Raw genomic sequence first — 11404 nt, 5'->3', positions numbered from 1 at the left:
CGGGTGCTCCCCGCAGCGAAATAAAGGAGGAGGGCGAAGCCCGGGGGACATTCGCGGAGGGGAGTACCCGGTGGCCTTTGCACGCGCCCTGAACAAGAGCGTTCAGCACAGGCACCCCGCCACACAACGCGCGGCGAAAAACTGACATGCCCACTGACATGCCCGACGCCCAGAGCCTCCTGCAACTCATCTGGCTCGCCTCCCCGGCCCTGCCGGTGGGGGGCTTTTCCTATTCGGAAGGCGTCGAGGCGGCAGTGGAATGGGCAGGCATCGATTCGGAAGCCAAGGCCATCGAGTGGCTCTCAGACCAGCTGTACCTGAGCTTCGCGCGCGGCGACCTCGCGCTAATGGCGCAAGCCGTTCCCGCGTGGCGCGCGGGCGATGCACCGCGCATCCGCGAACTCAACGAGTGGGTGATGACCACGCGCGAATCGGCCGAGTTCTTCCTGCAGACAGAACAGATGGGCCGTTCCTTCGTCGAATGGCTCAAGCTGCACCACGCAGACACGGTCGAGATCTTCGCGGACCTGCCCGCGACCTACCCCATCGCCTTTGCCTTTGCCGCAAGCCGCTCCGGCGCTTCCGTGCGCGACGGCTGCCTGGCCTTCGCCTTCGGCTGGGCCGAAAACATGGTCGCCGCCGCCGTCAAGGCCGTGCCGCTGGGCCAGAGCGCGGGCCAACGCATCCTCGCCCGGCTGGCGAACGAAATTCCCACCGCCGTCGAGCGTGCGATGCACCTCGGCGACGACGAGCGCCAAGCCTTTGCGCCCCTCTTGGCCGTGTTGTCGGCACGGCATGAAACACAATACTCGCGCCTCTTCAGAAGCTGACCGAAACGGACCTTTGCCATGACCTCCGCCCTGCACCACATTCCCCATCGCACCAAGAAACTGCCGCCGCTGCGCGTGGGCATCGGCGGCCCGGTCGGCTCAGGCAAGACCACCCTGCTCGAAATGCTTTGCAAGGCGATGCGCGACAAGTACGACCTGGTCGCCATCACCAACGACATCTACACCAAGGAAGACCAGCGCCTGCTCACCGTGTCCGGCGCCTTGCCGGCCGAACGCATCATGGGCGTGGAGACCGGTGGCTGCCCGCACACCGCCATCCGAGAAGACGCGTCGATCAACCTCGAGGCCATCGACCGCATGCTCGAGGATTTTCCGGATGCCGACGTGGTGTTCGTCGAATCGGGCGGCGACAACCTCGCGGCCACCTTCAGCCCCGAGCTGTCCGACCTGACGATCTACGTGATCGACGTGGCGGCCGGCGAGAAGATTCCGCGCAAGGGCGGCCCCGGCATCACCAAGAGCGATCTGTTCATCATCAACAAGACCGACCTTGCCCCCTACGTGGGCGCGAACCTCGATGTGATGGAGCAGGACACGCAGCGCATGCGCAAGCAGCGGCCGTATGTCATGACGAACCTCAAGACCCACACCGGCGTGGCCGAGGTGGTGGCGTTCATCGAAAAGCGCGGCATGCTCACCGCTGCCTGAGCCCACGGCAGCCACAGCTCACACAGCCCACAAGAGAGAGCGGAGAGCGCAACCCGGTCGTTCAGGTTGCAGCGGGCTTCCCGTGCCCGGGCAGCGGCAGCCGCAGCGTCAGGCCCAGCGCGCCGCCCGCATCTGGCGCCGCATACAGACGCCCACCGTGGCGGCTCGCAATGCGCTCGCACATCCGCGCGCTGGCATGCACCGCCGCCTGCGTTGCGTCAAGGAAGCGTGCCAAGGCCGGGCTCGCATTGGCGGCGTCCAGGTCTCGCCAGTGCACAACGGCCTGGCCGCTTTCCACGCGCGCCGAAACCTGCAGCGTGGCGCCCGGAGACATCACATGGGCTGCATACCGTGCCACTTTGGAGAACAGTTCCTCCAGTTCGGCCTCGATGCCGAACACGGGCACCACGTCTTCGGGAACCCGAATGTCGAAGCGAATGGATTGATCTGAAAAGCTCCCGACAATCCTGAAATTCTGTAGTGAGACGACGAGCGGCCGCAGGTCCTGCACCCTGCTCGCGCGCATTTTCTGCTGCGCTTCGCGTTTCGCTTCCGCGGCCATTTCGCGCGCCCGCGCGCCGGCCTTCAGGTTGGAGAGCAGCAGGGAGCCGATGAAGGCAAGCACCGCGGCCAGGCCGAGTGCGATGGCGATGGCAATGGCCAGGCCCAGATTGCTGGAATACATGGCGACCGTGCGCCCTCAACGACCCGGCGAAGGACGAAACTCCAGCCCGCCGCCGGGGCCTCGTTCGCAGGAACCCGAGAGCGCATCCGCATGCCGGCCGGGCACGACCGGGCGCGCACCTTCGGGTTGCCCTTCGCACATGTTCCATGCGGCCATGGACGGGCCGTAGCCTCCGGGTGGCCGTGGCGCTTCGCCATGAAAACCCGGGTGCGGGCCTCTGCCCGGCGGCGGTCCGTAGGGCGGCGGCGGCAGCATGATGCAACCCGAGAGGCCGGCAATGGCGAGCACGCCTGCCAGGTGATGGATTCTGATCATTTGAAAGAAACTCACGAGTGGGTCGATGGGACGCGTGCGGCGGGGCTGCAAATTGCAGCCCCGCCGCACGCGGTTCCTGAGCCTTCGCGTCAGAAGGCGTGGCGGATGCCGAAGTCGTAGCCGGTCGACGAGCGCGGCAGGCCCGTGTAGCCGACGCCGGCGCTGCCGTAACCGGTGGTGCTCGCGGAACTCAGGCTTCCGGTATAGGCCGCGTCGTTGCGGTTGTTCACGCGCGCAACGGTCGCGTACAGGGCCGTACGCTTCGAGAGGTTGTGCACATAGCCGATGGCCAGCTTCTGCGCGCGCGGATCTTCGCCGGTGATGCCGGCAGCGCCTTCGTTGTAGCGCACCATGGAGTAAGACGCGCGGATGAGGCCCGCACCCACCGGCATGCTCGCGCCGATCAGGTAGCCGTTGTAGCTGTCGCGGCTGTTGCCGGCTGCGAGCTCGAACTTGTTCTTCACGTTCGAGAGTTCGCCGAACAGCTTGACGGGACCGAAGTCGTAAGACGCACCGAGGTTGATGGTCTGCACCTTGCGGGTCAACGTGGTGGTGTCGGCGGCAACGTTCTCGCCCATTGCCAGTGCAATGTCGAGCGGCCCGTTGGCGTAGCCGAAACGGCCTCCGACGTAGCGGCCTGCGCTGCTGCTGGACGCGGCGGTGAGGTCGGTGGCGCTTGTCTTGGTGTTCTCGTTCAGGCTGTACTGCACCTGTCCGTAGAAACCGCCCAGGTTCGGCGGCAGGAAATAGCCCACCATGTTGCTCGCGCGCACGTAGTTGGCGTTGTTCAGGCCGGTGCTTCCGTTCACCGTGCTGATCACGTTGGTGCCCGAACCGTTGGTGCCGAACGGATCGAAGACCGTGTCGTTCCAGAAGGTGGCGGTGTAGTCGCGGCCCAGCCGCACTTCACCGAAGCCGCCGGAGAGGCTCACGGTGGAACGGCGGTTGAAGGTGGAAACGCCGGTGGCACCGTCGTCGTTGGTGATCGGCGCTTCGAGCCAGAAGCTCGCAGCCAGGCCGCCGCCCAGGTCTTCCGTGCCGCGGAAGCCGAGGCGGCTGGAGTTGTAGCCGGAGTTGGCGAGACTCCACTTGCTCTGCTTCGAGCTCAAGCCCGTGGTCGCGTCGCGCGAGGTGGCCGACTGGTAGGTCACGCCGGCATCGATGACGCCGAACAACGTGACGGACGATTGGGCAGAGGCCAGGCCGGTAACGGCCAGCGCGGCGATTGCCGTGAGGGATTTCTTCATTCAGGTTTCTCCGGTTTTCAGCAGCTCTTCATCGAGCAGCTGGACGGATGGTCCCGTTCAAATTTGGAGGAATCTGGTCGATGCGCCCTGCCCGGCACCCGACTGTTGTTTGTGCGCACGCCCAAGCCCTTCGGCCGCGCAAGGCCTCGTACCAGAAATCTCCCAAATGGCACGCGATGCTCGGCACCCGAAGGAGCCCGACATGACCATTGCATTGCAGAACACCATCGCAGCCTCGCTGGGTGTGCAGCAGCTCGCCAGCGCATTCAGCCCGGCCTTTTCACATCTGCGCATTCTTCGCAACCTGATCATTCCCATGCCCGAGGGAAGCCCCGTCCGCACCGCCAAGATCGACGCGGTGCTGGTGTGCGAAACCGGCGTCTACCTGTTCGAGATCAAGGCCTGGCGCAATGCCTTTGTCTACCGCAAGAAATCGGACCAGGCGCCGCCGCGCTGGTTTCTGCGCCTGCAGGGCTGCACCAGGGCGCGGGAAGTGAAAGACCCCGCATGGCAGGGCGGGCGCAAGACCACGCAGCTGCGAAGCCTGCTGAGCGACGACTTGCGCTTGCAGTACTTCGTTCTGCTGCCTTGCGAGGGCGTCGAACTCGAGGGCGTGATGCCGGCCGCCGTGATCACGCAGCAAGACCTGCCTTACATCGCGCGCCTCGTGCGCAACAACGGCCGCACCGCGCGCACCTACCCGCTGCTCGATGCCGGCGCCATCGACCGCACCGCGCAGCGGCTGCTCGACATCCAGGGCGGCCTCTCCATCGACGACCACATGCAGAACTGCCGCGAAAGAAGCGAAGAGATCTCCGTGCGCTGGAATGCAGGCAACGCCGACGCCGCACTTCTCCCGAACGGCATCGGACTGCAGTAGCGGTACGCCCCTGCCGGGCGGAGGGAGTCCCATATTTCTCCGACTTTGGCAGAGACCATGCGGCGATGAATCCATTCAAGTCCGCCGCGGCCCCTGCTGCGCTGTTCACCGCATTGCTCACCTCGCTTGCCTGCGCCACGGCCTGGGCTGCCGATCCGTTCACCGTGAAGGACATCCGGCTCGAAGGCCTGCAGCGCGTCGAGCCCGGAACGGTTTTCTCGACCCTCGGCATCAGGGCCGGCGACACCTACAGCGACGACCGCGGCAGCGCAGCCATCCGCTCGCTGTTCGAACTCGGCCTTTTCAAGGACGTGCGCATCGACGTCAACGGCAACGTGCTGGTGGTGATCGTCGAAGAACGCCCTTCCATTGCCGACGTGGACTTCGTCGGCACCAAGGAGTTCGAGAAGGCGGCCCTGCAGAAGGCGCTGCGCGAGGTAGGCCTGGCCGAAGGGCGGCCCTACGACAAGGCCCTGGCCGATCGCGCGGAACAGGAACTCAAGCGCCAGTACATCAGCCGCAGTCTCTACGACGCGCAGGTGATCACCACCGTGACGCCGCTCGAGCGCAACCGCGTGAATCTGACTTTCACGGTGACGGAGGGCGAGGCCGCGCGCATCAAGGAAGTGCACGTGGTCGGCAACCAGGCCTTCAGCGAAAGCACCCTGCTCGACCTGTTCGACCAGGACAGCGGCGGCTGGCTGAGCTGGTACACCAAGTCGAACCAGTATTCGCGCAGCAAGCTCAACGGCGACCTGGAAACACTGCGCTCCTACTACATCACGCGCGGGTATCTCGAGTTTCGCATCGATTCGACGCAGGTCGCCATTTCGCCGGACCGCGAGGCGCTCACGCTGACGGTCAACATCACCGAAGGACAGAAGTTCGCGGTGGCCGGCATCAAGCTCGAAGGCAATTACCTGGGCCGCGAAGACGAGTTCAAGTCGCTCGTGACGATTCGCCCGGGCCAGCCCTACAACGGTGAAGACGTGGCCGCGACCACCAAGGCCTTCACCGACTATTTCGGCACCTCCGGCTATGCCTTCGCACGCGTGAAAGCAGAGCCGGAGATCGACCGCGACAACAACCGCGTCGTGATGGTGCTTCGCGCCGAGCCCTCGCGGCGCGCCTATGTGCGGCGCCTGAACATCGGGGGCAATGCGAGGACGCGCGACGAGGTCATTCGCCGCGAGTTCCGGCAGTACGAGAGCGCCTGGTACGACGGCAACAAGATCAAGCTCTCGCGCGACCGCGTGGACCGCCTCGGCTTCTTCACCGAAGTGAACATCGAAACCACCGAAGTGCCGGGATCGCCCGACCTCATCGACCTCGCGGTCAACGTGACCGAGAAGCCGACCGGTTCGCTGCAGCTGGGCGCAGGCTACTCGTCGACCGACAAGGTGTCGCTGAGCTTCGGCATCACGCAGGAGAACGTGTTCGGCTCGGGCAACTACCTGGGACTGCAGATCAACACGAGTTCGTACAACCGCACCATCTCCCTGACCGCCACTGACCCGTACTTCACGGCGAGCGGCATCTCGCGCACCTTCAATGTGTTTCACAACACCACCCGCCCCTACTACGAGGCGGACGGCAACTACAAGCTCGCGAGCGACGGCGGCTCGGTGCGCTTCGGGCTGCCGCTGGGCGAGCTGGACACGGTGTACCTCGGCATCGGCGTGGAACGCTACAGCTTCACGCCGGGCACCAACGGCGCCTACACGCTGGTCGACGGCTCCTACGTCTACACCGGCACGCCGCAGGCTTACCTCGATTACTTTCAATGCACGGGCACCGCGCCGAGCGTGGTGTGCGCATCGAAGAACATGGTGGGCATTCCCGCGACCATCGGCTGGGGGCGCGACGACCGCGACAGCGCGCTGGTGCCCACCAGGGGCCGGCTGCAAACCGCCCACCTCGAGGTGGGCGTGGGCAGCGAGCTGCGCTACCTGAAGAGCACCTACCAGTACCAACAATACTTTCCGCTCTCCAAGCAATACACGCTGGCCATCAACGGCCAGCTCGGCTATGCCAAGTCGCTGGGCGGCACCGCCTATCCCATCTTCAAGAACTTCTATGCCGGCGGGCTCGGCTCGATTCGCGGCTTCGAGCAGAACTCGCTGGGCCCGACGGATGCGGTCACCGGCGGCGCGCTCGGCGGCACGCGCAAGGCCATCTTCAACATGGAGTTCAGCACGCCGTTTCCCGGCGCGGGCAACGACAAGTCGCTGCGGCTCTACACCTTTCTGGATGCCGGCAACGTGTTCGCGGAACGCACCGCAAGCATGACCGATGCGCAATGGAAGGCGCAGAACCGCCTTCGTGCATCGGCGGGCCTGGGTATCAGCTGGATTTCTCCGCTCGGCCCGCTGCGCCTGGCCTATGCGGTGCCGCTCAAGTACCAGAAGCTCGACGAGGCCAACGGCATTGCCGCCGACCGCACGCAGCGCTTTCAGTTCCAGATCGGCACCTCGTTCTGAAAATCGGAGCCCCCAACCCATGAGCCGAATCCTGCTGGTGGAAAAGGGCCGCGACATGGCGGCCATGCTGCTCGAAGGCCTGCAGCGCGCGGGCCACCAGGTCGAACACATCGGCGACGGTGCGGCGGCCGTAGACCGCATCCTCACCTCGCCGCCGGCGCTCACGCTGCTCGACACGGCGCTGCCGCGCTTCGACGGCCTCCGGGTGCTCGAAAAGGTTCGTTCGCACAGCGACCATCCGATCATCGTGCTGACGGCCCGCACGCGCGAAGCCGACCGGCTGCGCGGTCTCGACCTGGGCGCCGACGACTACGTGTGCAAGCCTTTCTCGCCGCGGGAGGTGGTTGCGCGCGTGAACACGGTCTTGCGCCGGCATGCGCAGCGCCAGCGCATTGCGATGCCGTCGCCTTCGGTGGCGTTCGGGGAGACGTCAGGCGGCGCGAAGATCGAGGGCCAGCCCCTGGCGCTCACCGGCCGTGAGCTGCGTCTGTTGCGGGCGCTCTCCCGCGAGCCCGGGCGCGTGTTCGCACGCTCGGCGCTGCTGGAGGCTGCGTTTCCGGAAGCGCTCGATGTGAATGAACGCGCGGTCGACGGGCACATCAAGAATCTGCGAAAGAAGCTCGCCGCCGTGTCGCCTTCGCACGACTGGATCCGTTCGATCTACGGCGTCGGCTTTACCTTCGAGGAACGGCCGGACTGAGAGGCGGCACAACCCGAACGCACCGGCCGCGCGGTGCCGGCGGCCATGATTGGCGCCAGGGTGAAAAGATCCGAATTCAACGCACCGCCCTTGCCGGCCTCCACGCATCCGCCACTCGCAGCCAGCAGTGCGCCGGCCACCAGGCCGCAGAAGACCAGAAGGCCCGCGAGGTGCTGCGTGAACATGGGCGTGAACGGGTTCATGGCCGCATCGTGCATTTCGATTCGGGAGAAATGTTGGAGAGGCGCTTCTCCCAATTTCCTCCTCGATTCGCGGTCACGATTGCGGGCTTGCCTATGCCACCCCTTGCTTCCGAACGCATGCCGGAGAATGCGCCCATGCACCCCATGAGCCCATGCCGCGCCTGACACTTTCCAGAAAGATCTTCCTGGCGCTCGCTGCGCTGCTGATCGTGCTGCTGCTCAGCTTTGCAGGTTTTTCGATCATTGCGCTGCAGCGCGGCCTTGGCTCCTACGTGGCCGAAATCGAGATCCGGCGGATGGATTGGCTTTCGCAGCTGCTGCTGAAGCACTATGCGGCCAATGGCGACTGGAAGGCGCTGCGCGACAACGACGATGCCTGGCACCGCCTGCAGATGGGCCGGCTCGCCGCCGTGCTCGATGGTGCGAACAACGCCGACGAAAGAAAGCTCCCGCCCTGGTACGAGAATCGCCCGCCAGGCGGAAACGGGCCCGAGGGCGACCCTGGCAACGGCTCCCGCCCGCCGCCGCCTCCTTCGCCTCAGCTCGACCTCATGCCCAGGCGGTTTTCACCGCCGCCGCCGCCCTGGTTCTTTCCCGACCTGCGCGAAGCCGCCGACTCCATCTACCAGCGCCTGGCGGTGATCGACGCGCACGGCGCGCACGTGGTCGGAGCGAAGATCGACCAGGAAAACGCCGCGCGCCTGCCGATCCGGCATGGCCGGTCGGTGGTCGGCTATCTCCTGCTGGCACCGATGCAGGGCCTCGAGAGCGAAGCCGACCGCGCCTTTCTCGCGCGCCAGTCCGGCGTGATCGCCCTCACCGGGCTGTGCGGGCTGGTATTTGCGTTGCTGCTGTCGTGGCTGCTCGCGCGGCGCTGGTTCAAGCCGATCGACGAGCTCACGCAGGCGGCACAAGACGTTGCGCGCGGCAGGCTGTCCACGCGCGTGGCCGTGCAGGGTTCGGACGAGCTTGCGCTGCTCGGCAAGACCTTCAACGACATGGCGCAGCGCCTCGACACTGTGGAGGCTTCGCGGCGCGCGTGGCTGGCCGATGCGGCGCACGAGCTGCGCACGCCGCTGGCCGCCATGCGAGCGGAAATCGAGGCCCTGCAAGATGGCGTGCGCACCTTCGACGAACGCACCGCGCTGCGGCTGCACCGGCAGGTGATCCGGCTCGGCCAGCTGGTCGACGACCTGCGCAGCAGCATGCGCGAGCCGCAGAGCGATCTGCTCTCGACGGCCGTGTTCCCGCTCTCGCTGCTGAAAGAAGCGCTCGACCACACGCGGGACCGCTTCGCCACGCGCGGAATCAGCGTCGACCGCAGCGCGATCGACCTGGTTTCGGCATGGGCGCAGCCCATGGTCGACGGCGACGCACACCGGCTGCACCAGGTCTTCATGAACCTGCTCGAGAACACGCTCGCCTACACCGACCCCGGCGGCCGGCTGCGCGTCGGCGTCACGGTCGATGGCGCCTGGTCGGGCAACACCCTCATCCTGCAATTCGACGACAGCGCGCCGGGTGTTCCCGAATCGGAAATGCCGCGCCTCTTCGACCGGCTGTTCCGCGGGGAATCGTCGCGCAATCGCGAGCTCGGCGGCTCGGGGCTCGGCCTTTCGATTTGCCGCGCGACCATCGAGGCGCATGGCGGCACCATCGATGCCGAGGCTTCCGAGCTCGGCGGGCTGCGCGTGATCATCAAGCTGCCACTGTCGAAAGGGGTACAGCAATGACCCGCATCGTGATCGTCGAGGACGAGCTCGACATCGCATCGGTGGTTCAGGACTACCTGCGCCATGCCGGCTACGAGACCGTGCATTTCGCCGACGGCCAAAGCGCGCTCGACCACATCGTCGCGTCGCCGCCCGACCTGACGCTGCTCGACATCATGCTGCCGCGGCTCGACGGCATCGAGGTGCTGCGCCGCGCGCGCGAGCGCACCGGCCATCCGATCATCATGCTCACCGCGCGCATCGAAGAAGTCGACCGCCTGCTCGGCCTGGAGCTTGGCGCCGACGATTACGTGTGCAAGCCATTTTCCCCGCGCGAGCTGGTCGCGCGCGTACGCGCCGTGCTGCGGCGCACCGCACCGCCCGAAGATCGCAGCCAGGCCCGCCAGGGCGCACCCGGCCTGGTGCTCGACGACGTGCACTGGCGCGCCTCGCTCGAAGGAACGCCGCTCAACCTCACGCGCCGCGAGTTCGGCCTGCTGCAGGTGCTGTCGCGGCACCCGGGCCGCATCTTCTCGCGCGCGCGCCTGCTCGAACTGGCCTACGACGACACCATGGACGTGACCGAGCGCGCCATCGACAGCCACGTCAAGAACCTGCGCCGCAAGCTCGGCGCCGTCACGCCTTCGCACGACTGGATCCGCTCGGTCTACGGCGTGGGGTTTGCGTGGGAATCGCCCGCCCAAGGCTGAGCCGGCACAGGCTGCAAAAGGGGGGAACCGCGCCGTTCCCAGGCTTGCGATTAGAGGCCGCAGCCCAGCTTCTTTCCTTGTAGGGCCGGTGGCCGGGAACTAGACTGAGGAGCGAAGGCACCCGCAGTGCCGGGGGCCAAGGAGTCGGTCATGTACAAGCGCATTCTCGTCGCCACCGATGGCTCTTCGCTCTCCGAAAAAGCCGTCGACACCGCCATCGATCTGGCCTTGATGGCCCGGGCCGAGTTGGTGAGCGTCACTGTCGTGCACCTCATGCCCTATGGCTACTTCGAAGGCTCGATGGTGCTGAACCAGCGCGAAATCGAAGTCACGCAGGAACAGGCGGACACGGCGGCCCAGCGCATGGTCGACGCGGTCAGAACCGCCGCAGTGGCCAAGGGCGTGCGCAGCGCACAGGCCATCGTGATGAAGTCGAACCAGGTGGCCGAGGCCATCATCGCAACAGCCAAGAACCAGCAATGCGATCTGATCGTGATGGCCTCGCACGGCCGCCGCAGCCTTGCACGCCTGCTGATGGGCAGTGAAACGCTGCACGTACTGACCCACTCGCACATTCCGGTGCTGGTGCTGCGTTAAGGCCGGTTGTGATTTTTTGGCAAAAAAGCACAAGTTCACAGTTCGACTCGATCGTTTCCAGGCCATTGCCCGCACCGCTGCTACCCTTGCCGCTCCAAGGCCATCCTGGCCAATCAAGGGAGTAGGTAATGAGTCTTCTGTGGTTTCTCGTTGTGGGCCTGGTCGCGGGCTGGTTGGCCGGCATTCTTGTCAAGGGTGGCGGTTTCGGCCTGGTCGGCGATCTCATCGTGGGCGTGATCGGCGCTTTTCTTGGAGGCTTTTTGTTCAGCACGTTCGGCGTGTCGATGGGTGGCGGCCTTGTCGGCAGCCTCATCGTCGCCACCGTCGGTGCCGTGGTGCTCCTGTTCATTGTTCGCCTGATCAAGCGCGCATAGCG

13 protein-coding genes are annotated in these 11404 nt (G+C 65.8%); 9 read left to right on the top strand and 4 right to left on the bottom strand.

Features of this window, described 5'->3' with window-relative positions; translation table 11 throughout:
• Window positions 1-158 precede the first annotated feature (158 nt).
• Window positions 159-830, top strand: coding sequence for an urease accessory protein UreF (locus tag ABIC94_RS19875; RefSeq protein ID WP_354374696.1), 672 nt, complete (start codon window positions 159-161; stop codon window positions 828-830).
• A gap of 18 nt (window positions 831-848) precedes the next feature.
• A complete protein-coding gene (gene ureG / locus ABIC94_RS19870; protein ID WP_354374695.1) occupies window positions 849-1499 on the top strand; it encodes an urease accessory protein UreG in 651 nt (216 codons plus the stop codon).
• Window positions 1500-1560: 61 nt separating this feature from the next.
• Here ureG and ABIC94_RS19865 read toward each other — a convergent pair whose 3' ends face one another.
• From ABIC94_RS19865 to ABIC94_RS19855, 3 genes are all read right to left on the bottom strand, one after another.
• Window positions 1561-2184 carry an ATP-binding protein gene (locus ABIC94_RS19865; protein ID WP_354374694.1) on the bottom strand — a complete coding sequence of 208 codons (624 nt, stop codon included), beginning with the start codon at window positions 2182-2184 and terminating at the stop codon, window positions 1561-1563.
• Between the two features lie 15 nt (window positions 2185-2199).
• Complete coding sequence (locus ABIC94_RS19860) at window positions 2200-2499, bottom strand: hypothetical protein (protein WP_354374693.1); 300 nt, start codon at window positions 2497-2499, stop codon at window positions 2200-2202.
• Between the two features lie 89 nt (window positions 2500-2588).
• Complete coding sequence (locus tag ABIC94_RS19855) at window positions 2589-3746, bottom strand: porin (RefSeq protein WP_354374692.1); 1158 nt, start codon at window positions 3744-3746, stop codon at window positions 2589-2591.
• Between the two features lie 202 nt (window positions 3747-3948).
• Here ABIC94_RS19855 and ABIC94_RS19850 point away from each other — a divergent pair, with 202 nt between their 5' ends.
• The 3 genes from ABIC94_RS19850 (at window position 3949) to ABIC94_RS19840 (ending at window position 7806) form a co-directional block, all read left to right on the top strand.
• A complete protein-coding gene (locus ABIC94_RS19850) occupies window positions 3949-4626 on the top strand; it encodes a nuclease-related domain-containing protein (protein WP_354374691.1) in 678 nt (225 codons plus the stop codon).
• A gap of 65 nt (window positions 4627-4691) precedes the next feature.
• A complete protein-coding gene (gene bamA, locus ABIC94_RS19845; RefSeq protein WP_354374690.1) occupies window positions 4692-7106 on the top strand; it encodes an outer membrane protein assembly factor BamA in 2415 nt (804 codons plus the stop codon).
• A gap of 19 nt (window positions 7107-7125) precedes the next feature.
• Entirely contained in the window at window positions 7126-7806 is a 681-nt protein-coding gene (locus ABIC94_RS19840) for a response regulator (RefSeq protein ID WP_354374689.1), read from the top strand.
• Here ABIC94_RS19840 and ABIC94_RS19835 read toward each other — a convergent pair.
• On the bottom strand, window positions 7767-8009 hold the full coding sequence (locus ABIC94_RS19835; RefSeq protein ID WP_354374688.1) for a hypothetical protein: 243 nt from the start codon (window positions 8007-8009) through the stop codon (window positions 7767-7769). The genes ABIC94_RS19840 and ABIC94_RS19835 overlap by 40 nt on opposite strands.
• A 152-nt stretch (window positions 8010-8161) precedes the next feature.
• Here ABIC94_RS19835 and ABIC94_RS19830 point away from each other — a divergent pair, with 152 nt between their 5' ends.
• The 4 genes from ABIC94_RS19830 to ABIC94_RS19815 all read left to right on the top strand — a co-directional run bounded on the left by ABIC94_RS19830 (window position 8162) and on the right by ABIC94_RS19815 (window position 11402).
• A complete protein-coding gene (locus ABIC94_RS19830) occupies window positions 8162-9742 on the top strand; it encodes an ATP-binding protein (protein ID WP_354374687.1) in 1581 nt (526 codons plus the stop codon).
• On the top strand, window positions 9739-10431 hold the full coding sequence (locus tag ABIC94_RS19825; RefSeq protein ID WP_354374686.1) for a response regulator: 693 nt from the start codon (window positions 9739-9741) through the stop codon (window positions 10429-10431). The genes ABIC94_RS19830 and ABIC94_RS19825 overlap by 4 nt, the downstream gene beginning before the upstream one ends.
• 150 nt (window positions 10432-10581) lie before the next feature.
• Complete coding sequence (locus ABIC94_RS19820) at window positions 10582-11028, top strand: universal stress protein (RefSeq protein WP_354374685.1); 447 nt, start codon at window positions 10582-10584, stop codon at window positions 11026-11028.
• 128 nt (window positions 11029-11156) lie between these two features.
• The gene (locus tag ABIC94_RS19815) at window positions 11157-11402 is read left to right on the top strand and encodes a GlsB/YeaQ/YmgE family stress response membrane protein (protein ID WP_126747001.1); all 246 of its coding nucleotides are present in this window, start codon (window positions 11157-11159) and stop codon (window positions 11400-11402) included.
• Window positions 11403-11404: the final 2 nt, after the last annotated feature.

Source organism: Variovorax paradoxus, assembly GCF_040544635.1.
Lineage (GTDB): Bacteria > Pseudomonadota > Gammaproteobacteria > Burkholderiales > Burkholderiaceae_C > Variovorax > Variovorax paradoxus_R.
Note: the sequence above shows the minus strand (reverse complement) of the source record. Positions and strands in the feature narration are given on the sequence as shown.

What these genes read in the sequence shown, in the direction of transcription:
- ABIC94_RS19860 (WP_354374693.1), bottom strand. Translation starts at nt 2,499, where the DNA reads ATGATCAGAATCCATCACCTGGCAGGCGTGCTCGCCATTGCCGGCCTC.
- ABIC94_RS19850 (WP_354374691.1), top strand. Translation starts at nt 3,949, where the DNA reads ATGACCATTGCATTGCAGAACACCATCGCAGCCTCGCTGGGTGTGCAG.
- bamA (WP_354374690.1), top strand. Translation starts at nt 4,692, where the DNA reads ATGAATCCATTCAAGTCCGCCGCGGCCCCTGCTGCGCTGTTCACCGCA.
- ABIC94_RS19825 (WP_354374686.1), top strand. Translation starts at nt 9,739, where the DNA reads ATGACCCGCATCGTGATCGTCGAGGACGAGCTCGACATCGCATCGGTG.
- ABIC94_RS19835 (WP_354374688.1), bottom strand. Translation starts at nt 8,009, where the DNA reads ATGAACCCGTTCACGCCCATGTTCACGCAGCACCTCGCGGGCCTTCTG.
- ABIC94_RS19865 (WP_354374694.1), bottom strand. Translation starts at nt 2,184, where the DNA reads ATGTATTCCAGCAATCTGGGCCTGGCCATTGCCATCGCCATCGCACTC.
- ABIC94_RS19815 (WP_126747001.1), top strand. Translation starts at nt 11,157, where the DNA reads ATGAGTCTTCTGTGGTTTCTCGTTGTGGGCCTGGTCGCGGGCTGGTTG.
- ABIC94_RS19840 (WP_354374689.1), top strand. Translation starts at nt 7,126, where the DNA reads ATGAGCCGAATCCTGCTGGTGGAAAAGGGCCGCGACATGGCGGCCATG.
- ABIC94_RS19855 (WP_354374692.1), bottom strand. Translation starts at nt 3,746, where the DNA reads ATGAAGAAATCCCTCACGGCAATCGCCGCGCTGGCCGTTACCGGCCTG.
- ABIC94_RS19875 (WP_354374696.1), top strand. Translation starts at nt 159, where the DNA reads ATGCCCGACGCCCAGAGCCTCCTGCAACTCATCTGGCTCGCCTCCCCG.
- ureG (WP_354374695.1), top strand. Translation starts at nt 849, where the DNA reads ATGACCTCCGCCCTGCACCACATTCCCCATCGCACCAAGAAACTGCCG.
- ABIC94_RS19820 (WP_354374685.1), top strand. Translation starts at nt 10,582, where the DNA reads ATGTACAAGCGCATTCTCGTCGCCACCGATGGCTCTTCGCTCTCCGAA.
- ABIC94_RS19830 (WP_354374687.1), top strand. Translation starts at nt 8,162, where the DNA reads ATGCCGCGCCTGACACTTTCCAGAAAGATCTTCCTGGCGCTCGCTGCG.